At 66.7% G+C, this 24,669-nt stretch carries 18 protein-coding genes; 16 read left to right on the forward strand and 2 right to left on the reverse strand.

Annotated elements, in window-relative coordinates; translation table 11 throughout:
- Positions 1 to 235: 235 nt before the first annotated feature.
- From C1926_RS19290 to C1926_RS21895, 15 genes are all read left to right on the forward strand, one after another.
- Positions 236 to 1,525, forward strand: coding sequence for a sugar MFS transporter (locus C1926_RS19290; protein WP_108760311.1), 1,290 nt, complete (start codon positions 236 to 238; stop codon positions 1,523 to 1,525).
- A 39-nt stretch (positions 1,526 to 1,564) separates the two neighbouring features.
- Positions 1,565 to 2,632 (forward strand): LacI family DNA-binding transcriptional regulator, encoded by a 1,068-nt coding sequence (locus C1926_RS19295; RefSeq protein WP_108760312.1) that lies wholly within the window; start codon positions 1,565 to 1,567, stop codon positions 2,630 to 2,632.
- 7 nt (positions 2,633 to 2,639) lie between these two features.
- Positions 2,640 to 3,668 (forward strand): SIS domain-containing protein, encoded by a 1,029-nt coding sequence (locus tag C1926_RS19300; protein ID WP_108747373.1) that lies wholly within the window; start codon positions 2,640 to 2,642, stop codon positions 3,666 to 3,668.
- On the forward strand, positions 3,668 to 4,816 hold the full coding sequence (gene nagA, locus C1926_RS19305) for an N-acetylglucosamine-6-phosphate deacetylase (RefSeq protein ID WP_108760313.1): 1,149 nt from the start codon (positions 3,668 to 3,670) through the stop codon (positions 4,814 to 4,816). Before C1926_RS19300 ends, nagA begins: the two co-directional genes overlap by 1 nt.
- Positions 4,816 to 5,883 (forward strand): heparan-alpha-glucosaminide N-acetyltransferase domain-containing protein, encoded by a 1,068-nt coding sequence (locus tag C1926_RS19310; protein ID WP_108760314.1) that lies wholly within the window; start codon positions 4,816 to 4,818, stop codon positions 5,881 to 5,883. Before nagA ends, C1926_RS19310 begins: the two co-directional genes overlap by 1 nt.
- 186 nt (positions 5,884 to 6,069) lie before the next feature.
- Complete coding sequence (locus C1926_RS19315; RefSeq protein WP_108760315.1) at positions 6,070 to 9,090, forward strand: autotransporter domain-containing protein; 3,021 nt, start codon at positions 6,070 to 6,072, stop codon at positions 9,088 to 9,090.
- 91 nt (positions 9,091 to 9,181) lie between these two features.
- Positions 9,182 to 10,213 (forward strand): S41 family peptidase, encoded by a 1,032-nt coding sequence (locus C1926_RS19320; protein WP_108760316.1) that lies wholly within the window; start codon positions 9,182 to 9,184, stop codon positions 10,211 to 10,213.
- A 13-nt stretch (positions 10,214 to 10,226) separates the two neighbouring features.
- On the forward strand, positions 10,227 to 11,270 hold the full coding sequence (locus tag C1926_RS19325; RefSeq protein WP_108760317.1) for a S41 family peptidase: 1,044 nt from the start codon (positions 10,227 to 10,229) through the stop codon (positions 11,268 to 11,270).
- A gap of 3 nt (positions 11,271 to 11,273) precedes the next feature.
- Positions 11,274 to 11,609: a hypothetical protein gene (locus C1926_RS19330; protein ID WP_108760318.1), complete on the forward strand. Its 336-nt coding sequence runs from the start codon at positions 11,274 to 11,276 to the stop codon at positions 11,607 to 11,609.
- A 50-nt stretch (positions 11,610 to 11,659) separates the two neighbouring features.
- Positions 11,660 to 12,094: an SseB family protein gene (locus tag C1926_RS19335; protein ID WP_079223343.1), complete on the forward strand. Its 435-nt coding sequence runs from the start codon at positions 11,660 to 11,662 to the stop codon at positions 12,092 to 12,094.
- A 222-nt stretch (positions 12,095 to 12,316) separates the two neighbouring features.
- Entirely contained in the window at positions 12,317 to 15,073 is a 2,757-nt protein-coding gene (locus C1926_RS19340; protein ID WP_108760319.1) for a type VI secretion system Vgr family protein, read from the forward strand.
- Positions 15,063 to 15,992 carry a DUF4123 domain-containing protein gene (locus C1926_RS19345; protein ID WP_108760320.1) on the forward strand — a complete coding sequence of 310 codons (930 nt, stop codon included), beginning with the start codon at positions 15,063 to 15,065 and terminating at the stop codon, positions 15,990 to 15,992. The genes C1926_RS19340 and C1926_RS19345 overlap by 11 nt, the downstream gene beginning before the upstream one ends.
- Positions 15,993 to 16,018: 26 nt before the next feature.
- Positions 16,019 to 18,910, forward strand: a complete 2,892-nt coding sequence (locus C1926_RS19350; protein WP_254057333.1) for a T6SS effector BTH_I2691 family protein — start codon at positions 16,019 to 16,021, stop codon at positions 18,908 to 18,910.
- The gene (locus tag C1926_RS21890) at positions 18,907 to 19,659 is read left to right on the forward strand and encodes a putative type VI secretion system effector (protein ID WP_159095160.1); all 753 of its coding nucleotides are present in this window, start codon (positions 18,907 to 18,909) and stop codon (positions 19,657 to 19,659) included. The genes C1926_RS19350 and C1926_RS21890 overlap by 4 nt, the downstream gene beginning before the upstream one ends.
- 69 nt (positions 19,660 to 19,728) lie before the next feature.
- A complete protein-coding gene (locus C1926_RS21895; RefSeq protein WP_108760323.1) occupies positions 19,729 to 20,475 on the forward strand; it encodes a putative type VI secretion system effector in 747 nt (248 codons plus the stop codon).
- A gap of 44 nt (positions 20,476 to 20,519) precedes the next feature.
- Here the strand turns inward: C1926_RS21895 and C1926_RS19365 are convergent, their stop codons facing one another.
- Both C1926_RS19365 and C1926_RS19370 read right to left on the reverse strand, forming a co-directional pair.
- Complete coding sequence (locus tag C1926_RS19365; protein ID WP_108760324.1) at positions 20,520 to 21,740, reverse strand: multifunctional CCA addition/repair protein; 1,221 nt, start codon at positions 21,738 to 21,740, stop codon at positions 20,520 to 20,522.
- 93 nt (positions 21,741 to 21,833) lie between these two features.
- Positions 21,834 to 23,807: a transglycosylase SLT domain-containing protein gene (locus tag C1926_RS19370; protein WP_108760325.1), complete on the reverse strand. Its 1,974-nt coding sequence runs from the start codon at positions 23,805 to 23,807 to the stop codon at positions 21,834 to 21,836.
- A gap of 162 nt (positions 23,808 to 23,969) precedes the next feature.
- Between C1926_RS19370 and C1926_RS19375 the strand changes: the two genes are divergently transcribed.
- Positions 23,970 to 24,377, forward strand: a complete 408-nt coding sequence (locus tag C1926_RS19375; RefSeq protein WP_079223334.1) for a biopolymer transporter ExbD — start codon at positions 23,970 to 23,972, stop codon at positions 24,375 to 24,377.
- The last annotated feature ends 292 nt before the right edge of the window (positions 24,378 to 24,669 follow it).

Genomic DNA, 24,669 nt, shown 5'->3' on the forward strand with positions numbered 1-24,669 from the left:
GTTTACATGGTCTTGACCTGGCGTTAACCCGAAAGCCTTTGCGCCATGGGCCTCTAGGGCCAGAGCGCATTCAGCGCGGAGCGCGGGTGTTGCCTTGCGCAGTGCAGCACGGCCGCATCGGGCCCGTGCAATCAAGTTGACAAACCGCTGTGGTCCATCGAAAGAATGTGACAACGTTGTTCCCAGCCACTCTCCGACACCGCCTTCTGCGGTGGTCGCCGCAGGAGCCCACCCGATGTCCGCCGTCACTGCTGCAAGCGCGCGCCCGAACGTTGCCGCCTCCATCGCCATCGTCGGCGTGCTGTTCTTCCTGATCGGCTTCTTCACCTGGCTCAACGGCCCGTTGATCACCTTCGTCAAGCTGGCCTTCGAGCTCAGCGAAGTCGGTGCCTTCCTGGTGCTGATGGTGTTCTACCTGTCCTACTTCTTCCTGGCCCTGCCGTCGTCGTGGATCCTGCGCCGCACCGGCATGAAGAAGGGGCTCAGCCTGAGCCTGCTGGTGATGGCCGGCGGCGCGGCACTGTTCGGTGAATTCGCCACGCAGCGCTGGTACCCGGGCGCACTCGGTGGCCTGTTCGTGATCGGCAGCGGCCTGGCCCTGCTGCAGACCGCGATCAATCCCTACATCTCCATCCTCGGCCCGATCGAAACGGCCGCGCGCCGCATCGCGCTGATGGGCATCTGCAACAAGATCGCCGGCATGCTGGCACCGGTGCTGATCGGCACGCTGGTGCTGCATGGCATCGGCGATCTGTCGGCCACCGTCGCCACTGCCGACGAGGCCACCAAGGCGCAGCTGCTCAACGAATTCGCCGCCAAGATCCACGCGCCCTACCTGGCCATGGCCGGTGTGCTGGTGGTGCTGGCGGTGGCGGTGCTGTTCTCGCCGCTGCCGGAAATCAAGCCGTCCGAAGCCAATGCCACGCCGAAGGCAGCGGGCGCTGCCGAACGCCGCAGCATCTTCCAGTTCCCGCACCTGTGGCTGGGCGTGCTGTGCCTGTTCGTCTACGTCGGCGTGGAAGTGATGGCCGGCGATGCCATCGGTACCTACGGCCACGGCTTCAACCTGCCGCTGGACCAGACCAAGATGTTCACCTCGCTGACCCTGTTCGCCATGCTCATCGGCTACGTGGTCGGCCTGCTGCTGATTCCGAAAGTGGTGTCGCAGTCGCGCTACCTGACTGTTTCGGCGGTGCTGGGCGTGCTGTTCTGCCTGGGCGCCTGGGCCACCCACGGCTATGTCTCGGTGGCCTTCGTGGCGCTGCTGGGCTTCGCCAACGCGATGATGTGGCCGGCCATCTTCCCGCTGGCCATCCGCGGCCTGGGCCGTTTCACCGAAACCGGCTCGGCCCTGCTGGTGATGGGCATCGCCGGCGGCGCGATCATTCCGCAGCTGTTTGCGGTGCTCAAGCAGCACATCGATTTCCAGCTGGTGTTCGTCCTGCTGATGGTGCCGTGCTACCTGTACATCCTGTTCTACTCGGTGATCGGCCATCGCGCCGGCCTGCCGCAGGACAAGGTCTGATCGGCGATGATGGACGGCAGCCAACCCCAGGAAAAGCCGATGCGCAGAGCGACCATCAAGGACGTTGCCGAAAAGGCCAAGGTCTCGCTGAAGACGGTGTCGCGGGTCATCAACAACGAACCGTCGGTGATGCAGGCCACCCGTGCGCGGGTGCTGCGGGCCATCGCCGAACTCGACTACGAACCCGATCCGTCGGCGCGCAACCTGCGCAGCGGCACCACGTTCGTAATCGGGCTGGTGTACGACAACCCCAACCCGTACCACATCATCGGCGTGCAGAACGGCGTACTCGCCGCCTGCCGCGAAACCGGCTTCGGCCTGCAGATCCATCCGTGTGATTCAAGCTCGCCGATGCTGGCCGATGAACTGGCCGACTGGGTGCAGCGTTCGCGCCTGGCCGGGCTGGTGCTGACCGCGCCGATGTCCGAGCGCCGCGACCTGATCCAGACGTTGACCGCGCGCGGCATCAAGCTGGTGCGCATCATCGCCGCCACCGAGGATCCGGCCGATGGCGCCTGCGTGTTCGTCGACGACCGCGAGGCCGCCTACGAAGTCACCGAGCACCTGATCCAGCTCGGCCACCAGCGCATTGGGTTCCTCTGGGGTGGCTCCTCGCACCGGTCTTCGGGCGAGCGCTATGCCGGTTACGAAGCCGCGCTGAAGGACTACGGCATGACCGTGGACAAGCACCTGGTGGTGCAGGGCGACTACACCTTCGACGATGGCTTCCGGGGCGCGCGCCGCCTGCTGGCGCTGCGCGAACCGCCCACCGCCATCTTCGGGTCCAACGATGAAATCGCTGCCGGCGTGCTGGCGGCGGCCAAGTCGGCCGGCATGAACGTGCCCTACGACCTGTCCATCGCCGGCTTCGAGGACAGCCCGTTCTCGCGCCAGTCGTGGCCGCCGCTGACCACCGCCAAGCAGGCCACCGAGGACATCGCCCGCCATGCCGCGCGCCTGCTGATCGCGCAGCTGCGCAGCGATGCCTACGACGATGCTCCCGCCGCCCTGCAGAACCAGGGCTTCGTGCCGCAGCTGGTGGTGCGCGGTTCCACCGCACCGATGCGCCCGGCCGGCGTGCGCCCCCTTCCTTCCGATCCCGCCTGAGTCCGCCATGTCGCTGTCCGACCCCACTGCCACCCTGATGTTCGCCGAGGCTGCTGAAGCGGCCGACGTGGTTGCCCGCCAGTTCGCCCGCAACCACGCCACCCTGGAAACGCTGGCCGCCAGCCTGCGCGCGGCACCGCCGCCGTTCGTGGTGACCTGCGCGCGCGGCAGCTCCGACCATGCCGCCACCTACGGCAAGTACCTGCTGGAAACCCAGTTGGGCCTGGTGGTTGCCTCGGCATCGCCGTCGGTGGGTTCGGTCTACGCCGCACCGCTGCAGCTGCGCGGTGCGTTGTTCATCGTCATCTCGCAGTCGGGCAAGAGCCCGGACCTGCTGCGCAATGCCGAGGCCGCCAAGGCCGCCGGCGCGCGCGTGGTTGCCCTGGTCAACGTCGAGGATTCGCCGCTGGCGCAGCTGGCCGACACGGTCATCCCGCTGCATGCCGGTGCTGAAAAGAGCGTGGCGGCGACCAAGAGCTACCTGGCCTCGCTGGCCGCGCTGCTGCAGCTGGCCGCCTACTGGAAGCAGGACAGCAGCCTGCGCGCCGCACTGGACCTGCTGCCCGATGCACTGCGTGCCGCGTGGCAGTGCGACTGGAGCGCGGTCTCCGATGGCCTGGTCGATGCCACCAACCTGTTCGTGCTTGGCCGTGGCCTCGGCCTCGGCGCGGCGCAGGAAGCGGCGCTGAAGTTCAAGGAAACCTGCAGCCTGCATGCGGAGGCCTACAGCTCGGCCGAGGTCAAGCACGGCCCGATGGCGCTGGTCGGCCGCGGCTTCCCGGTGCTGGCCTTCGCCCAGCCTGATGAAACCGGTGCCGGTACGCGCGCGGTGGTCGAGGAATTCAGTGCGCGCGGTGCCCAGGTGTGGCTGGCCGGCGCCGGTGGCGACCTGCCGGTGGCAGTTGCGCCGCACCCGCTGTGCGCACCGCTGCTGACCGTGCAGAGCTTCTATCGCGCCATCAATGCACTGGCGATCCGCCGTGGCTTCAATCCCGACCTGCCGCCGCACCTGAACAAGGTCACGGAGACGGTCTGATGGCCACGGTCCTGCGCAACGCCCGCATCCTCACCGGCGATGATTTCCGCGACGACCTGGCGGTGGTGATCGAAGACGGCCGCATCATCGCGCTGCTGCCCGATGCCGCCCCGCAGCTGGGCCAGGCCGACGAGCAGGTGGACCTCGGCGGCGGCTGGCTGCTGCCGGGCTTCATCGACGTGCAGGTCAACGGCGGTGGCGGTGCGCTGTTCAACAACACCCCGGATGTCGCCTCGCTGCGCACCATCGCGCAGGCCCACCGGCGCTTCGGCACCACGGCGCTGCTGCCGACGCTGATCAGCGACGACGTGGCGGTGATGCGCGAAGCGATCGCGGCGATGCGCGAGGCGATCGCACGCAAGGTGCCGGGCGTGATCGGCATCCATCTGGAAGGCCCGTACATCGCCCCGGCGCGCAAGGGCACCCATGACGCCAGCAAGTTCCGCGTGCCCGATGCCGAGGAAATCGCCCTGGCCGCGTCGCTGGACAACGGCGTGACCCTGCTGACTCTTGCGCCGGAACGCGTGCCACTTGAGACCATCCGCGCGCTGGTCGAGCGCGGGGTAATCGTCGCGGCCGGGCATACCGCAGGCACGTACGAAGAAATCCGCGATGGCCTGGATGCTGGCGTGCGCGGCTTCACCCATCTGTACAACGCGATGTCGCCGCTGCAGGGGCGCGAGCCCGGTGCCGTCGGTGCAGCGCTGGAAGACCGCGACAGCTGGATCGGCATCATCGTCGATGGCGTGCACGTGCACCCGGCCAGCCTGCGCGTGGCGCTGGCCGCCAAGCCGCGCGGCCGCCTGCTGCTGGTGACCGACGCGATGCCGCCGGTCGGTGCCGATGACCCCAGCTACGTGCTGTACGGCGAAACCATCACCGCCGTTGACGGTGTCGTGCGCAATGCCGCCGGCGCACTGGCGGGCTCGGCGCTGGACATGGCCACCGCGGTGCGCAACACCGTGCAGCTGCTCGGCCAGCCGCTGGCCGAGGCCGCGCGCATGGCATCGACCTACCCGGCGCAGTTCCTCAACGTGGATGACCGCCTGGGCCATATTGCCGAAGGCTACCAGGCCGACCTGGTGCTGCTGGACGATGCCCTGCAGGTGCGTGGCACCTGGATCGCCGGACAGTACGAGGCGGCCTGATGAACACTGCGCCGCCACGCCGGCTGGGCTCGATCGACGCCCTGCGCGGGCTCACCGTGGCGGCGATGCTGCTGGTCAACAATCCCGGTGACTGGAGTGCGGTGTTCGCGCCGCTGCGCCATGCGGAATGGCATGGCTGCACGCCCACCGACCTGGTGTTCCCGTTCTTCCTGTTCCTGGTGGGCGTGTCGATGGCCTTCAGCGTGGCACCGCGTGCGCAGGATCCCCTGGCACGCCCGGCGCTGGCCAAGGGCGTGCTCGAACGCGCGCTGCGCATCGCCATCGCCGGCGTGCTGCTGCACCTGCTGGTGTGGTGGGCGCTGCACACGCATCACTTCCGCATCTGGGGCGTCCTGCAGCGCATTGCGCTGTGTGCGGCGGTGGTCGGCGTGGTGGCGGTGTATGCGCGGCCACGCGTGCAGGCCGCGCTGCTGGTGGCGCTGCTGGTGGGCTATACGGTGCTGCTGCTGGGCATCGGCGATCTGGCACCGTGGACCAACCCCACCAGCCGCCTGGACACCACGCTGTTCGCGCCCTTCATCTACCAGTGGCACGCCGATACCGGCCTCGGCCACGACCCGGAAGGCCTGCTGAGCAGCCTCGGCGCGCTGGCCAGCACCGTGCTGGGCCTGCTGGCCGGGGCCCTGCTGCGCCATGGGCGTGCGGGCGCACTGGCCGGCCTGGGCGTGGCGACGGCCGTGCTGGGCCTGCTGCTGGCCAGCGTACTTCCGCTCAACAAGCAGCTGTGGACGCCGAGCTATGTGTTGTGGACCGGCGGCCTGGCCGCGCTGGCGCTGTGGCTGGCGCACCTGCTGATCGACCGCCGCGGCTGGCCCGCGCTGGGCCGCCGCTTCGGCGTGAATGCCATCACGGCCTACCTTGGCGCCTCGGTGATGTCGGTGCTGCTGCTGGCGACCGGCGCCTGGGGCTGGGTGTGGCAGCAGCTGGCCACCGCGCTGCCGCAGGCGCTGGCGCTGGCGTCGATGCTGCAGGCGCTGGCGTTCGTCGCCCTGTGGTGGGGCGTGGCGTGGTGGCTGGACCGGCGTCGCATCTACCTGAAGATCTGAGGGCACCTGTCCTTGGATTGGCCTGAACGCCTTCATGCACATGCACGCCACGTGATGCCCGCGCGATTTCACACTCGCACTGTGATGCTTCCGGCATAACTTCACACCTGAACCCTTCATGGCGCCCCAGCGGCGCCCGCAGTGTCCATATCCGCAATTCCTGACTTCCCGATCCAGGAGTGCCGTATGTCCGTTGCCGCACCGCGTCCGCGCCGCTTGACCCGCTGCCTGCTGCAGGCCCTGGCCGTTCCCGCCGCACTGGCCGCCACCGTGCCCATCGCCTGGGCAGGCTGCGACAGCGTCGCTCCGCTCACCGGGCAGACCGTCACCTGCAGTGCAGCTGCACCCAACCCGCAGACCGTGCCGGTCAGCGCCAGCGGCGAATCCGGTATCACCGTCACCGTCGCCAGTGGCGCCCAGCTGCAGCAGAGCGGCGGCGGCAGTGCCATCACCCTGGTCGGTGCCGGTGGCCACCAGCTCGGCAACCAGGGGGCGATCAGTTCGGCAGGCGGCGTTGCCGTTCAACTGGGCGGCGGCAGCCGCGTCGACAACCTCGGCAGCATCAGCGCCGGCAACAACACCGCGCTGCAGTTCGTCGGCGCCGGTGACAGCGTGCTGGTCAACCGCGGCACGCTCACCGGCCTTACCGGCGTGCAGTTCGGTGCCGGCAACGATCGCCTGGAGATGCTCGATGGCAGCATCAGCGGCGGCGTGCTGCAGGGCGACGGCAACGACGTGCTGCTGCTCAGCGGCGGCACCGTCGACCGCGTCGACCAGGGCAGTGGCGATGACCAGATGACCGTCAGTGGCGGCACGGTCACCGGGCTGGTGACGCAGGGCAGTGGCCGCGATGATTTCGTCATGACCGGCGGCACGCTGGGCGCCCTGCAGCAGGGCGACAACATCGATACCTTCCGCATGAGCGGCGGCCGCATCATCGGCGCCTTCGAGGATGGCGACCAGGCCTGGATGACCGGTGGCCGCATCGGCCGGGTCAACATGAAGCTGGACAAGAACCTGTGGGACCAGTCCGGTGGCACCGTCGACGGCAACGTCGTCACCGGCTTCGACACCGACACCATCATCATTTCCGGCACCGCCTACATCGGCGGCAACATCAGCGTCAGTGGTGGCAACGACAGCGTGACCATCACCGATGGCACCGTGCGCGGCCAGGTACTGCTCAGCACCGGCAACGATACCTTCAACTGGAATGGCGGCGGCATCGTCTACGGCGCCATCGATGGCGGGCCCGACGACGACGTGGCGAACCTCAGCAACCTCAACCAGGCCAACCTGGGCGCCGTGCCCCTGTTCGATGGCGGCAGCGGCACTGACCGGCTCAGCTTCGACAACGTCAAGACCACCGGCGTGGCCCGCTTCCAGAACTGGGAGGCGATCAGCCTGGCCAGCAGCACCGAGCTGACCTTCGATGGCGACCTGGTGCTGGGTGACAGCGGCACAGGCACCGGTACGCTCACCCTGGACGACACCAGCACGCTCTACGCCGGCAACGGCACGCATGCGCTGCGGTCGTTCGCAGCTGGCGCGCTGGTAGATGTGGTCAACGCCGGCCGCATCGACCTGACCGGGAGCGGTGCCGGTGATGTCTTCAGCATCCGCGGCAACTACCGCGGCGAGGGCGGCGGCCTGTACCTGCGCACGGTGCTGGCGGGGGATGGATCGACCAGCGACCGCCTGGTGATCGACGGCGGCAGTGCCAGCGGCACCACCGGCATCGGCATCCTCAATGCTGGCGGGGGCGGCGCAGCCACGCTGGCCGACGGCATCCTGGTGGTGCAGGCGCTTAATGGGGGGACCACTGCGGCCAATGCGTTCTCGCTGTTCGCGCCGGTCGCGGCGGGCGCCTATGAATATTTCCTGTTCAAGGGTGGTGTCAGCGCGGGTACCGGCGAGAACTGGTACCTGCGTTCGACCCTGGTGGCGGGCCCGACCCCGGCCCCGAACGGCAGCGGCACCGCCACGCCGCCACCGCCCACGCCCGATGTCGCCCCGCCGCCGCCGATCACGCCCGCACCTCCGCCGCCGCCAGAGGGCGCGGTTGATCCGGACCTGACTGCGGGCGAAGCCGCACCGCCGCCACCGCCGCCCGAGCCCGCGCCTGTAGCGCCGCCCAGCGACCCGGCCGTGCCCGACGTACCGGTGGCCGGCAGCAGTCTGCCGGGCGCTGGCGCCATCCCGCCCAGCCCCGGTGCGCGCCCGGCACAGGGCGACGTGGTGCCGCTATACCGGCTGGAAACCGCCGCCTACGCGGTCGTGCCCCCGCTGCTGCGCGAGACCTCGCTGGCCAGCCTCGGTACCTTCCACGAGCGCCAGGGCGAACAGCGCCTGCTCTACAGCAACGGCGCCTTCCGCACCGCCTGGGGGCGGCTGGTGGGACAGAGCAGCGACATCCAGTGGAAGGGTGACGCCCAGCCGGGCTTCGATGGCGATGTGATGGGCGTGCAGGCCGGCCTGGACCTGTGGGCCAGCGCGGGCGACCACCATCGCAACCAGATCGGCGTGTTCGTCGGCCGCACGCGCGCGCAGGGCAAGACCCTCGGCACGGCGCTGGGCTGGGAAAACGTGGAGGTCGGGCAGAGCCGGTTGGATGACAAGCACGTGGGCCTGTACTGGACCCTGACGGGCAGCGAAGGCGGCTACCTCGACGCCGTGGCCATGCAGAGCCGCTACGACGGCCGCACGCGGTCCTCGCGCGGGCTCGGCATCGACGTCAAGGGCGACGGCACCACGCTGTCGCTGGAAGCGGGCAAGCCCCTGCTGCAGTTCGGGCAGTCGTCCTGGTGGCTGGAGCCGCAGGTACAGGTGATCTGGCAGCGCAGTTCGCTGGATGACCAGCGCGACCTGGTGTCGGCCGTGCGCTTCGACAATGACAACGCCTGGACCGGCCGCATCGGCCTGCGCCTGGCCGGCGATTACCAGCTGGCCGACAACGGCTGGCAGCCGTACTTCAAGGTGAACTACTGGCATGGCCGCGCGGGCGAGGATCGCATCCAGTTTGACAGCGACACGATCATCAATTCGCAGGGCTCACGCGCGCTGGAAGCCGGTGTCGGTGTGGTCGCGCGCTTCAACCGCACGATCAGCGCCTACGCCGTGGCCGACTACACGCGCGAACTGGGCGGCGACAGGAACGAAAAGCGCCGCATCATCGAAGGCAACATCGGCCTGCGCGCGGACTGGTAGCGCCGGGCCTTGCCCGGCGGTGGTGGCATGCACGCAACACCCGCCGCAGGCGCGTATGCTGTCTCGGTAACCCACGACGAAGGAACGTCGAATGCACGTCGATCTGCGCGTCATGGCTGTGGCACTGTTCTGCGCCATGGCCTTGGCCGCCCCCGCAGCAGCCATCGAACTGCCCACCGCACAGGCGCGCATCGAACTGCTGGACATGCTGGAACGCGAGGCGCTGTACCGCGACCGCGTGGACTGGCCAGAGATGCGAGCGCGCTTGAGTGCCGCACAGGGCAACCCGGAAAAGATCCGAGACGTGCTCAAGGAAGCCATCGGACGCAGCTCGGGAGGGCATGGCGCCTGGATCAGCGCGGAGCGGATGCAGGCGGAAGGGAAGCGCCTTGGTCGCGTCAACGCCGCCCGCACTGCCGCGCCTGGTGCAGTGGGCGCCCCTGTCCCTGCACCGCGCCTGGATCCGCGCATTGGCTGGGTGGACGTCGGCGGATTCTCCGTTGTTCCTGGCCCGGTCGCGCAGCAGCAGATGCAGGATCGCGCAGCGCGCTGGCAGGCGACCATCCGTGAGCAGGACAACGGCAGCCGCTGCGGGTGGATCGTGGATCTGCGTGGAAACACCGGTGGCAGCATGTGGCCCATGTTGCTGGGCGTCGCGCCGCTGCTGAGGAGCACCGCCGTCGCCGACGAGATCGTGGGCGCGTTCGCTGAAGCAGATGGACCGATGCTCTGGCATTCCACGCCTTCAGATGTACGTCTTGGTGCGGATGTGATCGTTGACCTCGGCCAGTCTGCTTATCAAGCGAAGCAGCTGGGTGCGCCCCTGGCTGTCCTTGTCGGGCCGCTCACAGCCAGTGCCGGCGAAGCGACGGTGCTGGCCTTCCGGGGCCGGCCGCAGACACGCAGTTTCGGCGAGCCGACCGCAGGCGTGTCCACCGCCAACGTGGTGCGTCCTCTGGTCGACGGCAGTTCGCTGGTGCTGACCACCAGTGTGATGCAGGACCGCAACGGCCGCGGCGATGGACTGAAGATCACGCCGGATCAGCGCACCCGCAGCGACACCGCCACCATTTCCGCTGCACAGGCCTGGCTGCTGGCACAGCCGGCGTGCGCCATACGCTGACAAGGATTCAACAATGAACTCACGTTTCCCCGCGCGCGCTGTCGTCGGCGCCGCCCTCCTGATCGCCTGCATGGGCGCGGCATTCGCGGCTCCGGCTGACAGCGTGGAACTGCCTTCCGCCGAAGCGCGGGAACAAATGCTGCACCTGCTGGAAACACAGGCCCTGTACCGCGATCGCGTGGACTGGAACGATGTGCGCGCGCGACTGGCCGCCGCAGGCGATGACCGTGTACAGCAGCGCCGCGTGCTGGATGAAGCGGCCACGCGCAGCAGCCGTGGACATGGCCGATGGATATCGCCCAGCCAGCAGCGCGAACGCTCCGGCCGCGCCCGGCGCCTGAATGCCGGGCAGGGCGCTGCGTTGGCAGAATCCCCGGCCGTCAATGCCCGCATTGGCGTGCTGAAGGTCGGCCCGTTCGTGGAGGATCTGCAGCGAAGCGAGCAGGAGCGTCATGACGCGCGCAAGGCCTACGCGCTGGCGCTGCAGCAGCGCATCGTCGATCTGGATGACGGCACGCGCTGCGCCTGGGTGGTGGATGCAGGCAGCAACGGTGGCGGCAACATGTGGCCCATGCTGCTGGGGTTGTTGCCGTTGCTGCAGGGAACACCGGATGCCCAGGGGGCATTGATCGGCGCTTTCCGCGGTGCCGATGGCCTGCAGTGGTGGCGGCAAGGGGAAGGTGAGGTCCGGCAGGACGGCACGCAGGGGCTGCGCTCGCGGCAGGCCGCTTATCGCCTGCGTGCAGGTAGCGCTCCGGTCGCAGTGCTGATCGGTCCACGCACCGCGAGTTCAGGTGAAGCCGTCGCGTTGGCATTCCGCGGGCAGGCGGGCAGCCGCAGTTTCGGCCAACCCAGCGCAGGCTTCTCCACCGGCAACCGGCCCGTGACACTGGTGGATGGCACCACGTTGCTGTTGACCCACAATGTGATGGCTGATCGCAACGGACAGGGTGACGGTGCCAAGCTGCAGCCCGACGAGACCACGGCCACCGGACCGGCAACCCTGGCTGCCGCCCAGGCCTGGCTGCTGGCCCAGCCCGCCTGCAAGGACGGCTGACCGATGATGATGATCGGCCAGCAGGAACGGGTGGTGGTGGTCGGCCCGACCGAGGCCCATCACTGCCTGCGCTGCCAGACCGAAACCGGCTTCGCCCCGCGGCTGCGCTACCGCATGGCGCGCATCGATCTGCTGTTCGGCTTCGTCTACCAGCGCCGCTACGAGCTGGCCTGCACTGGCTGCGGGCATGGCTGGCTGCTGGATACCGACACCATGGACCAGCAGCTGGGCGGGGTGCCGATCCCGTTCCGCCACCGCTTCGGCCTGCCGGTGATGCTGGTGGTGGTCGCTGGCCTGGGGGTGGCCGGGTGGATGTGGCGGCAGGGCTATCTGGCCTGAGGCCCCGTCCTGCTAAAGTGACAGCCTGCAATCACGTACCGGAAGCGACCATGGACCACGACACGCCGTTCGAACCCCTCAACGACCTGGAGGTCCGCCTGCTGCAGGCACAGGACGGTACGCTGACCGCGTCGCAGTTCCTCGATGGCCTGCTGACCGCGCCGGTGTTCGTGCTGCTGGACAAGGCCATCGGTGAGGATGGCGCCTGGGACGAGACCATTTCGCCGCTGGTGCTGACCAGCGAGGGTGGCGAGCCGATGTTCGCGGTATTCACCGCGCCCGAGCGCGCCGGGCTCTGGCACGAGCAGCTGCCGCAGTTCGCCCATGCCATGCCGATCGCCGTGCACGCGCTGCTGGCGGGCATCGGCGAGGGCGTCGGCCTGGTGCTGAACCCGGGCCTGGATGTGGGCATGGAGATGATTCCCGATGCGGTGGCCCAGCTGAAGGATCGCGCTGCGGCGATTACCCGCGGGATGGCGCACTGACCGAGGGCCTGATCCGCCCACTGTCGTTTTCAGACCGGCGTGGGCGATTGCGCGCCGGTTGCTGGGCCCGCCATGGGTGTTTCGTACTTTTTGTAAAGCGCTCAAAGGCCTGATGGTGTCAGCGTTTCGCGGGGGGTATGCCTCCCGTGTCGCATTTGCCTCTTCAACGAGCCTCTTTCCCGCAACACGCTCATGGCTCATTGGCTCTGCGCGCGTTGCTCCATGGATGGCTCCGCTTCTCGTCTGCACTGGCTTGCCCTGCGCTCGGCGCTGGCAAAGCCGCACGATGTGCATCGTTTCCTCAGGCTGCATACGACCTGCGGCCCCGATGTGCTGGTGGCCGAAACCCTCGATGGCGTCGAGCAGATCGACGGCATCGGCTTCCAGTGGACGATCACGGCGCTCTCGCTGGATGCGAGCCTGTCGCTGGCACCGCTGATCGGGCAGGGCGCGCTGCTGCAGCTGCAACAGGCCGATGGCAGCGTGCGGCCGCTGCATGGACGCATCACCGCCGCCGAGCGGCTGGGCAGCAATGGCGGCCTGGCGCGCTACCGGCTGCGACTGCAGCCCTGGCTGGCCTTCCTGTCGCAGCGGGTGGACAGCTACGTCTTCCATGACAAGACCGTGGTCGAGATCGTCGAAGATCTCTTTGCCGATTACGGCACGTTGGCGCCGGCCTGGCGCTGGTCGCTGGGCGATGCCAGCCAGTACGCGCGGCGCAGCCTGACCACCCAGTACCAGGAAAGCGACCTGGCCTTCATCCAGCGCCTGCTGGCCGAAGAAGGCATCTATTACTGGTTCGAGCATGCCGGCGAGCCCGGCGGCGCGGACTTCGGCACGCACACGCTGGTGCTGGCCGACCACAGCCACGACACCGCCGAGCTGGGCGTGGTGCGTTTCCACCGCCGCGACGAGAGCGAGCGCAGCGACAGCGTGCAGCAATGGTCCACCGCCAACCGCTGGCGGCCGGGCAAGGTCGAGCGTGCCACCTGGGATTACCGCACCCTGGAGCGCCGCCAGGCCAGTGCCGAGGCCGGGCAGGGCAACGACCTGGGCATCGTCGACCGTGATACCTGCGGTCCGTACGGCTGGCAGGACAACGCCCGCGGCCAGCGCCGCGCACAGCAGCACCTGGATGCACTGCGCGTGCGCGCGCAGACCATCGACGGTGCCGGCCAGTGGCGCGTGCTGGCGCCCGGCGCACGATTCGGGCTGTCGCAGCACCCGCAGGTGGGCGAGGACGCCCGTTTCCTGTGCCTGTCGGTGCGGCACCAGGCGCGCAACAACCTCGATGCCGAGGTGTTTGATGCGCTGGAGAAGACCCTGGGCCCGGCCAGCGTCGCGGCCCCGGCACTGCCCGGCGCATTGTCCGGGCTGGCCTATGGCGATGCACCCGGCGAGGTGTCCACCGCGTTCTACGACAACCGCTTCGTGGCCATTCCGGCTGAGGTGGTCTATCGCCCGCAGACCGAGGATGGCCATGGCGCGCACCTGCATCCGCGGCCGACGATCACCGGCACGCTCAGCGCGATCGTGGTCAGCGATGGCGACCCGCTGCTGTCCGACCGCGATCACCGCATCAAGGTGCAGTTTCCGTGGCAGCGCGGTGGCAACGCCAGCAACGGTTTGGCCCACCCGGGTGGGGACGACAACGCCCCGGCCAACGGCGGCGCCTGGACCTGGGTGCGGGTGATGACCCCGTGGGCCGGTGACAACTGGGGCGGCGTGGTGCTGCCACGGCGCGGGCAGGAAGTGCTGGTGGCGTTCCTGGAAGGCGACATCGATCGCCCCGTGGTGGTCGGCGCGGTCTACAACGGCCGTGGCCAGCAGGATGCGCAGCACAACCAGATCAACGGCGGTGGCGGCAACGCCACCGGCAACGCGGCGGCATGGTTCGAGGGCAATGACCACGCGGCGGTGTATACCGGCTTCAAGAGCCAGGCGCTGGCCGACAGCCAGGGCGGCACCGGCGGCTACCAGCAGCTGCGCTTCGACGACACGCCCGGGCAGGGCCGTGCCCAGCTGTCCACCACCCAGCACGAAACCACGCTGACGCTGGGTCACCTGAAGGGCGGCCAGGACAACGTGCGCGACGGCGAGCGTGGCTTTGGCGTGGAGCTGGCCACGCAGGCACAGGGCGCACTGCGCGCCGGCCGCGGCCTGCTGCTGACCACCGAGCAGGGCACGCCACAGATGGCCGCGCCGCAGGCGCTGGCCCAGCTGCAGGAAGGGCAGCAGCTGCTGCAGCAGCTGGCCGAATCGGCCGCCAACCAGCAGGCGCAGCTGCCGAGCGACCCGGCCGAGCTGCCCGCGGACACCACGCTGGGCGAGCTGCAGGAACACCTGCGTGCGACCCACAGCGGCAGCACGGCCGGCAGCATCACCGGGGGCGATGGCGAAGCACCCGGCTGGAGTGCCCCGATTCTGCTGGGCAGTGGCGTGGCCGGCGTACTGAGCCTGACCCCGGCCGACCAGGTCTGGGTGAGCGGCACGCACACCACCCTGGCCAGCGGCGTGGCACTGAACTGGATGACGCAGGGCTCGCTGACGCTGGCGGTTGCCGGCGGCCTGGTGCTGTACACCGCCGGTGTGCAGCCCAGCGGCGAGAGCCCGAACCAGGAACGCGGCATCGCACTGCACGCCGCGCAGGGCAAGGTCAGCGCACGCGCGCACAAGAACCAGGCGATCGTCGCGGCCAAGACCCAGGTGCGCATTGCCAGCACCGAAGCAGACGTGATGCTGTCGGCGCCGAGCAAGCACCTGCTGGCGACGGCAGCAGGGGCCTACATCCGGATCGAGGGCGACAACATCGAGCTGGGAGCGCCGGGGAAGGTGGAGTTCAAGGCGAGCCAGCGGGAGTGGGTGGGGCCGGCAACCAGTTCGGACGCGGCAGACGTACCTGCTGGGCGGTTCAAGGGCTGCGAGCCGCACTTGACCGCTGCAGTGTGCCGGCACGAAGGATGCGCCGATGTCGGTTGAGTCGTTGTGCGAACAGCTGATCGGTATCGACCGCAGCAGCCCGGGGCAATGCCACCTGCTGATGCAGCCAGCGGTAGAACGATGTGAGAGGGACGAGGCCTTCGACGCGCTGCTGGACTCGGCTGGAGTCCAAGCGGTCCCGATCGCCATTCGGCAGATACCGGCTGCCATGTGGCCGTCCCTGATCCCGCTCGACCTGAGCAGAGGCATGCATTCCCTGCTGTCGGGCCAGGCGATGGCAATGGCGTTGGCGCAGCGCTCCTTGGCATCGCTGCTGACCGCACGCCCACAACGTGCGTGTGCGTGGCTATGGACGCCGCTGCTGACCCGGCAACTGGCCAACCAGCTAGCCGCGCAAGCGGTCGCTCACTGCCCGCACGCCCAAGGTCGAAAGCGGTGGCTGCGCTTCTACGATCCGATGGTGACGGACCTGTTCCTGCACACCTCATCGCGTTCGCAACGGGCGTACCGGTTCGCGGGTGCCACAACGTGGATGTTCCTGGATCGCTGGGGACACTTGGCCATCAACAACATGGTCGCGCCTGCGCTGCCCGGTGACCCGGCCGTGTCCTGGCCAGAGGTGGAGTGCATTGGCGCATTGAATCAGGCATGGATCGGAGCGCTGCAGACCGGCGACGTGCCCGACCGTTCCACCTTCGCCCACGTACAACGCTGTGTCGAAGAAGCGCACCGTCGTGGTGTGGCCAATGGACATGAGCTGGATCTGTTTGCAAGGCATGCGATCTCGCTTGGCCCTCACTTCCACAGGCATCCCACCGTTCAGAGGCTGCTGGCGCAGGTGGAGAAGGGCGAACGGTACGACGAACTGGCATGGCGCATTGAAGACGCAGAGTGGCAGGACATACGCGCGGCAGCGTTGGGACACGCAGCTGCGACAAGGGGAGGGTTGCACACATGACGCAGCATGGTGAGGAAGGAAACGACGTGAGCGGTTCCTATACCGGCAGCAGCAACAGGGGAGTTCGCGGCAAGGACAGCCAAACCGTATCTGACCTTCCTGTTGTTACCGCCGCACCGCCGGAGTCGCAGAGCCGCGCGGTCTGTGACATCTGCCGCTCCACCGGCCTCGCCATTCTGCCGGTGCGCTATACCTTGGTACCCGACAGTTGTGACGTCGACCTGGGCGGCCTATCACCCTCACATGTGCCCGACGCTGACATGAGTGCAGCGGGACTTGCGCATGCTCTCAGGACCATGCGCCAAGGCATGTTGTACCTGTACTACGAGAAGGGGCCTTACGGCCCTCGGTACTGGGAATGCTATGCCATCGCCGAGAACGGTACGTTGTGGCGGCAGCCTACCGCCATGAGCGCCCGCCCCATCGTCGGAGCAGGGCTGCCGAGCTGTGGGCGCAGCGGTCACGATTACATGCGCACCGAGTTCATGACCATACCGCGGCCCGATGTGTGCGGGACGGTCTGGCTTGCCTACTCCCAACACCCATGGACACCCGCGACGCTGGATCGTTATGGGTCCGACCCGGTCCTGCGCGCCGAGCGGATGCAGTCGATCGAGCCTGCCAGATGGATCAGGTCGGCGAGAGCGGAGGGCGACCAAGCACCGTTGAAGGACGCCGCTGGGCTGGCCTCCATCATGGAATATCGGCTACTGGACAGTCCCTCGGGCGATCCGCCGGATCTCCCTCACATCAGCGCGCTCCCGGCGGCTTCCACGCTGGATGGCGCACTCAACGTCGCACGGCTGCGAAAGCACGGCACGCGTTACCCATGGTCACGGCGGGACTACCCCCGTAACAGCGGTATCGGCCCTCTCGAACAGCGCTTCAAGCTGCTGCAGCAACATAGCAGCAACGGGCGAATCGGCAGTGATCGCCACGAGTACCCGCCCATGCTGCTGGGACTATGGGATGCGGTGGGCGCTGTGCATGAGCTCAGTGGCTACTGCAATGACCTCGCTGCCTGCATCGGCCAGTTCAAGCGGGAGCGCGAGCTGGAGGTTTCAGCGGTTGACCAGATCGAACAGATCTCGAAGTTGCTGGAGCTCAACGGCGCGGTGATGGCTGGGAACTATGCAGCGCAGACCGTGCGGGAGGAGGAACGGCAGCTCCGCCTCGGGAATCCCTCAATTCCGTCATGGGACCCGAGAGTGAAGATTTCCGAGGAGGAAAAACGGAAGCGCGAGCAGGCATACAAGGACATGTTTCTGCCGCTCTATCTGCAGGATGCGCAGGAAGCCTGGAAGAACAAGTATTGGCCGCTGATTGATGAGCCTCGCTTTACCGCGTTCAAGAAAAACATGGATGCAATGGCGCAGATGGTACTCGACCGGTTGGGCCCAGAGATGGCTGTGCTGGTTGCCTGGCTCCGCCATGATCTGTTTCTGGCGACGCTGGAGGATTTTGACGGCCAGTCTCCGGCGCAAGGCGTGTGGTTTGAAGAAGTAATCACCGATGCCATCGCGGCGCTCGGCATGCACGAGATCGGCCGTGCATTTTTGACTGAATCGGCCAACGACACAAAAGTTACCGGAAGAGGATCCCTGCTCTGGCGAGCTATCGCGAAGAACCAGGAAGAGGCTCGCAAGGAGCTGGAGCAGACACTCTCGGCGGCGCAGGTCGGTTCCGACACAATTCTTGAGGTGGGCGGCGCAAGCTGGGCAGCATTTGTCGCAGGCACCGCACATCTGAAGTCCTTCTTGACCCTTTACCGCAAGTTGGAGGTGGCGCAGAAGGAGGCTGCGCCCTCCACCGCCAGTGCCCGCATCCTTCGCGACAGTGGCGTTGATCGCTTCGTCACTACCGCAGGTGCGTACCTCCTGAATCGATTCCCGATGAAGGGCATCCAGGATACTGTCGGCAATGCCATGGTCCGCGTTGTGCTCCTGACGCGGGCATTGATGGAGCGCGATGAGGCGATCAGCCTGGTGGCCGAAGAGCTGAGCAGTGGCCAGCAGGGCAAGCGCTATTTCCTGGAGCGCATCCAGTTCTATCGCAAGAAGGGGAGTGCGCTGCCGATGCAGTTCGCGCTTCGCGATCTGGAGCTGCACCACGGCGCGCTGGCGATGCGCAAGCGTTGGCAAGCTGCGGCGGAAAGCAGCCGTAATGTCGTTGGTCTGAATTCCCTTACGGGCGTGCTGGAGATGGTGAACTTCATCCATCTGGCAACAAAGGTGGATAAGGACACGCGCGACTATGCGACGTTATTGGCGTCCGGCATGTCGCTTGTGGCTGTGTATACCAGTGTGCATGAAACGGTAGCCAAGGAGTTCTTCGGGGCGGGCAGTGTCAGTGCCATTCGGATGAAAGCTGCCGGCAGTGTGCTGGCGGGAGCGGGTAGTTTTATTGGGGCGGCTTACAGTTTTGCGGATGCAACGGTTGCGCTCGAAAGAAAAAGCTATGCGACCTACGTCTTGCTCAATATTCGCGGAGCCACGGGGGGCGCTGTAGGTAGTGCACAGTTCCTGACTGCGCTTGCCTACTCGGCCCCTGTGATTGAGCGAACGTTTGGACGTAACTCACTGAGTTTGGGTCTAAGGGGATTGAGCGCCGGACTGGAAGCGGCAGCTGCTGTGGACGGTGCGGAAGTAGTTGCATCGCAAGCAATGAAACGCGTTGGCGTGTGGGTACTACGACTGAGTGGATGGCAGGTCGGCTTGGCACTTCTAGCTGCAGAGGTGCTTATCTGGGCTCTTAGTCCTAATGATCTGGAGAAGTGGGCCAGAAGTAGTGCTTTTGGAAGAAGTTCTGATGGCGGAATCCGTAAAGATAACTCAAACGAGAAGCGCTTCACCGCAGCCGAAGATCAGCAGATCGCCTTCTACAAGGCCATTGGCTCAGTGTCTGTGAGGCCGCGATGACCGCTAAAGTGAAGGCAAGACAAAGCGCGTGCGCGCCCTTCGATACTGAGATCGGCGTGATTTCCAATTTGCGAATCAAGCGTAGTGTAGAAAATGTGTTCTGGCGTAGTGGCGATCGCGAGGGTATGGCCGCCACTGGAGCCTTTGCTGCTGCACTCGGTCTCAGTGGTCCTGCGGCCAGCATGGCGATGATGTCCGCCGAGGAGATGGAGGAGCCAGTTGTCCGAGTTGAGTTCCGACTAGACGATTTGATCGTGAAAGGCCTGCTCTGGAACTGGCCCTACAAGGAAGGAGATCTCGTGCGAGTGGTCGGAAGCCGAGACCCGGACGGAGTATTTATCGCGTTCTCGGTATTGGATGAGCGCAAGAGATTGATTGTCTCCTACCCACACGTCAGTGCTGGCACTCGCGCTCACTGGATCTCGGTCTGGAAGTACACGTCATTGATTTCGTTGCCGATATGCACATTTTTTACCGTAGGTATTGGCCTGAATTCTCTCGGCATCCTGGAGGACGGATGGTTGTTGTTGAAGTTGCTGCTTTGCATATTTGCCGGGCTCCTGTTCATCGCTGCCACTGTTGGGGTCAGTATTGGCTATCGATTTCACCGGTTTGCCCGGCTTGCTGACGGCATATTTGGGTCGCTTGGCTGGGGCGACAGTAGGAGTGTGAATCTAAGGCGTATTACAAAACTCAAAAGAAGCCCGAGTGATCCTGCTGCGCTTGGTGATACCTATTTCAGATACTGAGAATCTTTTGATGATTTCGATGACGGATACGCACCGGTCGGCGTGTGGCATTTCCTAGGTGGATTTGCAGTGAATCGTAAACGTAAGCAGGGCTCGACCGGCAAGGTGCTGTTCGAGACGGAAACCGGCATCATTTCCAGTCTGCGGGTGAGACATGTGGTGCAGAACGTCTTCTGGCGCGACGGGGATCGCGAAAAAATGGCCGCCACGGGCACCGCTGCCGCGGCTCTGGGCCTTAGCGGGCCCGCCGCTGGCATGGCGATGATGTCCAATGAGGAAACGGAAGAACCAGCGACGAGGGTGGAGTTTCGATTCGGCGAAATGCTGGTGAAGGGGCTGTTCTGGAATTGGCCCTTCAAAGAGGGTGACTCCGTGCGGGTGGTCGGGCGTCGGGACAAGGCGGGGAACTTCATTGCCTTGTCCGTGCTCGATGAGCAGAAGAGGCTCATCGTTTCCTATCCGTATGTCAGTTCAGGTAGCTGGGCCCACTGGATCGCGGTGGCCAAGTACTCGCTGGCGCTATCTGTGCCCTTGTACATGATCCAAATCGCTTTTTTCCTGATCGACGCTCTCACGGGAGACGGGCTGGCACCTCTGGAGATGATCGCGGATGCGTACTTGATATGCGTTCTGGTCTGCTTCTACCTTGGATACAGAATTGGCCGCTATTTCACGCGGTTCGCAAAGATGGCCGATGCGATATTCGGAACGCTGGGTTGGCCCAATGCAAAGCGCATCAATCTGCGACGCATCACCAAGCAGAAGCGTCAGCCGGGCGACCACCCCGCCTTGGGTGATACCTATTTCAGGTACTGACCATCAGCGGCTGACATCACGCTTCCCCAGCGAGCCGCACATCCCTACCGTGCCCCAGCAATCGCCTTCACCCGAGCTCTGGCCAGCGCCTCGCCCACCGCAGGGCCCTTCAAGTGGCTCAGGTCCAGATCACGCGCCTGTACCGACAGCGCGGCCTGGTGCAGGCGCTTGAGCGTTTCACCCTGCGGGTAATCGCCTTCTTCAAAGCCCAGTCGGCCGCGCTTGTCGGCCTCGCAGCACAGGGCGATGCGGGCCACGCGCTCTGGCCGGCGCAGTGCATCGCAGCGGCCCAGCAGCTCCAGCACAGTGGCATCGCGTAGTTCGTCGATGCGGTGCACGTTCAAGTGTTCACGGCAGACTGCTTCGGCCAGCTGCTGGTGCTCGGTGGGAATCTTCAGGCGCGCGCACATCGCCTTGAGCGGCTTCAGGCCACGCTGCTCGTGCATGATGTGACGCGGCCATTCGTCCGGCGGGGTCAGGCCCTTGCCGAGGTCGTGGGTGAGTGCGGCGAAGCCGACCAGATCATCGCCTGGTGCCAGGCGGGCGGCCATGTCGCTGACCATTTCCTGGTGGATGCCGGTATCCACTTCGGGGTGGAACTCAGCACGCTGCGGTACGCCGTACAGCGCTTCCAGTTCGGGCAGGATCGGGCCCAGCGCATGTGCGTCGTGCAGGGTGCGCAGGAACGCGGAGGGGCGTTCGCAGGCCAGTGCCTTGCGCAGTTCCTGCCACACGCGCTCGGGCACCAGGGCGTCCAGCTCGCCACTGGCGGCCACCTCGCGCATCAGGGCCAGGGTCTCTTCGGCAACGGTGAAACCCAGGGGTGCGAAGCGCGCCATGAAACGCGCCGCGCGCAGCACGCGCAGCGGGTCTTCGACGAAGGCGGGGCCGACGTGGCGCAGTACGCGCTGCTGGATGTCGCGCGCGCCGCCGTAGGGGTCGACCAGGGTGCCATCGGCTTCATCGCAGGCGATGGCATTGATGGTGAAATCGCGGCGCTGCAGGTCTTCTTCCAGGGTGACGGCCGGATCGGCGTCCACCACGAAACCGCGGTAGCCACGGCCGGATTTGCGCTCGGTGCGCGCCAGCGCGTACTCCTCACCGGTCTTGGGGTGCAGGAATACCGGGAAATCGCGGCCCACGGCGGTGTAGCCCTGCGCTTCCATCTGCGCGGGCGTGGCGCCGACCACCACCCAGTCACGGTCGCCGGCGGGGCGCTGCAGCAGGCGGTCGCGTACCGCGCCGCCGACAAGATAGATCTTCATGGGGGGATGATCGCACGGGCATGTGTCGCTGCGCTGCGCGCTCGCCGGGCATGGCCCGGCGCTACCGGGTCGGAAGGCACGACCCCGCGTCGATCAATCCCCGCCCTGGTCGGCATCCGCCGCGCAGGTGAAAGCCTTGCGCTTGTCCACCAGGCGACCCATCAGGCGGTCGCTCAGCGGCAGCGCGTTGCCGTTGAGGCGCCAGTCGTAGATCACGCTGAAAGCCAGCACGCGGGCCACGTACTCGCGCGTTTCCTTGTAGCTGATCGTCTCGATCCACAGGTCCGGGTCGAAGCCCGGGCGCTGGGACTGCCAGCGTGCGGTCGGGGTCGGCCCGGCGTTGTAGGCGGCGATGGTGACGTAGGGCAGGCCGTCGTACTTGTTCATCAGCTGGCGCAGGTAGGCCGTGCCGATGGCGATGTTGGTGTCCGGGTCGTACAGGCTATCGGCGCCGCCGTATGCGGTCAGGCCGATGTTCTTCGCCACGCCTGCGCCCGTGGCCGGCAGCACCTGCATCAGGCCCATGGCATTGGCAGGCGAGCGCGCGCGCGGGGTGAAGGTGCTCTCGGCGCGGATCTCCGCGGCCACCCAGGCCGGGTCGATGGCATTGCGCGAGGATTCGCGGCGGATGGTGCTGTCGTGGTGCAGCGGGAAGCGCAGGTCGTACAGGCGCTGTTCCTGCGGCTGCTTGCCGAGTGCGAACACGGCGCGGTCGAACCAGCCGTTGTCCTGTGCCACGCGCACCGCCAGGCGGCGCTGGGTGTCATCGAAGCGGGCCAGCGCGCTGTTCCACTCGGCCACGGCCCAGCCGTTGCGATCGATCTGGTACAACGCCATCGCGCGCTGGATGGCCGGGTCGCGGGCGACGGCGGCCTGCGCCTGGGCGCTGTCATTGGGCTTCCACGGGCACAGCGTGTAGTTCTGCTGCAGCTTGTCGGCGGCGAGGAAACCGTGGAAGGTCGGCGCGCGCGCGGCGCTGCGGAACAGCGACTGGGCCTGCTGCGCCTGCCCGGTCTTTTCCAGCATGCGTCCTTCGAAATACGCCCAGCGCGAATCCGTGCGCTGCTTGCTGCCCATCTTGCGGATGGCGGTGAGTGCGGCCGGCCAGTCGCCACGCGACATCGCCTCGCGCACGCGCCATTCGTGCAGGCGCTCGTCGTAGGCCGATTCGGGCACCGCGTTGAGGCGGCGCGCGGAGTCGGGCAGGTAGGAGGCCACTGTCCACAACGCGATCTGGTACCGCACCTGGGCCTGTTGTTCGGCACTCAGGCCCAGCGCCTGCGCGTACTGCGGCAGCTGCTGTTCGGTGGCGCCGGGGTCGGCCTTGGCCAGCTTTTCCAGCCCATCGGTGGCGATGCGCCGGCTGCGTTCGTTGCGCGGCCAGTTCAGTGCGCTGGCATTGGGCTTGTCGACGAAGGCGGCATAGGTGTTGGCCAGGGTCAGATCGGCCGCGGGCAGGCCACGCGCGGCGCTGCGCATCACCGCGGGCTGCTGCGCGTCGGCAGCGGCGTCGACGCGCTCCCAACGCAGTGCATCGCTCATGCCGCCTTGTGCCTGCAGCACGGCGAACACCGCATCGCAGGCGTCGGGCAGTGATTTGCCGTTCTTGCGCCACAGGTCCTGCGCCTCGCTGATCCACTGCGGGTCGACCTTGCCGGTGGCCTGGCGCGCGGTCAGCTGCGCGCAGCGCAGGCCGAGGTTGTCGGTCGGTGCCCAGTTGGCCAGCAGGGTAGGCCAGTCCTGGCGGCGGGCCACCGAGGGCAGCCAGACGCTGCGGAAGCTGTTGGCCACGGCCTGCCCGTCATAGCGCTTGAGGAAGGCCTGCGCCTGGCCGCTATCGACCGTATCGATGTTGCGGCGCAGCTGGGCGAACTCGACCCAGCCATAGGCCGGATGGCGGCTGAGTGCGGCGGCCTGGCCCGGACCGAGCTGGCCGCGTTCGGCAGCGTCGATGGCGGCCTTGAGCTGGCCGCTCTGGGCGTCGAGTGACTGGGCGCTGGCGCAGCCGATCAGCAGCGATGCGGACAGCGGGAGCAGGGACAGGGCGGTCGAAGAGCGTCGGGTCATGGCGCCAGCATAGCGGGCGCTGGCTGAATTCAGTTTCTCGCCGCGTGCACGTCGCAGCGCGGGCAACGGCAGCTGAATGCTTCGTGGATGCCCACTGCCGTCGGCACATGGCGGCGGCGTACTGTCGGCTTGGGCGAACGGCCCGGGTGCAAGGAGTGGCACATGGCGTTCAACAGCGCAGGAAGAAGCGGCCCCTTGGCGGAGATCAATGTCACGCCGCTGGTGGATGTGATGCTGGTTCTGCTGATCATTTTCATCGTTACCGCGCCGATGCTGTCGCGGCCCATCGCGGTGCAGTTGCCGCAGGCCACCGACCGGGTGGTCGATCGTCCCGACCCACCGCCACCGATCGAGCTGCGCCTGGATGCCTCCAGCCAGCTGAGCTGGAATGGCCAGCCGATGGCCATCGGCGATCTGCAGGCCCGCCTGCGCGGCCAGGCCAGCGAACACGCCGGCAACCTGCCGGAGCTGCGCATCGCCACCGATCCGTCTGCCGAGTACGAAGGCATGGCGAAGATCCTGGCGGCGGCCGAGGCGACGGGGATGGAGCGGATCGCGTTCGTGCGATGACCGCTGGCGAGGACGGCCCGGCATCCGTGGGGGCCGTCCTTCGTCTGGGCGTGGCTGTCGTTTTGGCCCGCATCCGTTCAGCGCTCTTGATGGTGCGTTGCCGCACCTTTCGCTCATTTCAAGACATTAATTGACGCGATCTCCGGTCTGTTCCGTCAATTCCACGTGAAATGGTGTCCGTCGTCACGTCGTGATTTTTACCGCTTGTTTACAAAGGAGACGCTGCCGCCATGCAGGGGGGAGCGCGGCAGTCCATGTCCCGACATTCCTTTGGAGAGAGAGCGAATGAATC

Origin of the sequence: Stenotrophomonas sp. ZAC14A_NAIMI4_1 (assembly GCF_003086915.1) — a bacterium.
Taxonomy (GTDB): domain Bacteria; phylum Pseudomonadota; class Gammaproteobacteria; order Xanthomonadales; family Xanthomonadaceae; genus Stenotrophomonas.

Coding starts and splice junctions, on each gene's coding strand:
- C1926_RS19300 (WP_108747373.1), top strand. CDS start 2,640: ATGTCGCTGTCCGACCCCACTGCCACCCTGATGTTCGCCGAGGCTGCT.
- C1926_RS19335 (WP_079223343.1), top strand. CDS start 11,660: ATGGACCACGACACGCCGTTCGAACCCCTCAACGACCTGGAGGTCCGC.
- C1926_RS19315 (WP_108760315.1), top strand. CDS start 6,070: ATGTCCGTTGCCGCACCGCGTCCGCGCCGCTTGACCCGCTGCCTGCTG.
- C1926_RS19375 (WP_079223334.1), top strand. CDS start 23,970: ATGGCGTTCAACAGCGCAGGAAGAAGCGGCCCCTTGGCGGAGATCAAT.
- C1926_RS19370 (WP_108760325.1), bottom strand. CDS start 23,807: ATGACCCGACGCTCTTCGACCGCCCTGTCCCTGCTCCCGCTGTCCGCA.
- nagA (WP_108760313.1), top strand. CDS start 3,668: ATGGCCACGGTCCTGCGCAACGCCCGCATCCTCACCGGCGATGATTTC.
- C1926_RS19295 (WP_108760312.1), top strand. CDS start 1,565: ATGCGCAGAGCGACCATCAAGGACGTTGCCGAAAAGGCCAAGGTCTCG.
- C1926_RS19345 (WP_108760320.1), top strand. CDS start 15,063: ATGTCGGTTGAGTCGTTGTGCGAACAGCTGATCGGTATCGACCGCAGC.
- C1926_RS21890 (WP_159095160.1), top strand. CDS start 18,907: ATGACCGCTAAAGTGAAGGCAAGACAAAGCGCGTGCGCGCCCTTCGAT.
- C1926_RS19320 (WP_108760316.1), top strand. CDS start 9,182: ATGCACGTCGATCTGCGCGTCATGGCTGTGGCACTGTTCTGCGCCATG.
- C1926_RS19365 (WP_108760324.1), bottom strand. CDS start 21,740: ATGAAGATCTATCTTGTCGGCGGCGCGGTACGCGACCGCCTGCTGCAG.
- C1926_RS19310 (WP_108760314.1), top strand. CDS start 4,816: ATGAACACTGCGCCGCCACGCCGGCTGGGCTCGATCGACGCCCTGCGC.
- C1926_RS19325 (WP_108760317.1), top strand. CDS start 10,227: ATGAACTCACGTTTCCCCGCGCGCGCTGTCGTCGGCGCCGCCCTCCTG.
- C1926_RS19340 (WP_108760319.1), top strand. CDS start 12,317: ATGGATGGCTCCGCTTCTCGTCTGCACTGGCTTGCCCTGCGCTCGGCG.
- C1926_RS19330 (WP_108760318.1), top strand. CDS start 11,274: ATGATGATGATCGGCCAGCAGGAACGGGTGGTGGTGGTCGGCCCGACC.
- C1926_RS19290 (WP_108760311.1), top strand. CDS start 236: ATGTCCGCCGTCACTGCTGCAAGCGCGCGCCCGAACGTTGCCGCCTCC.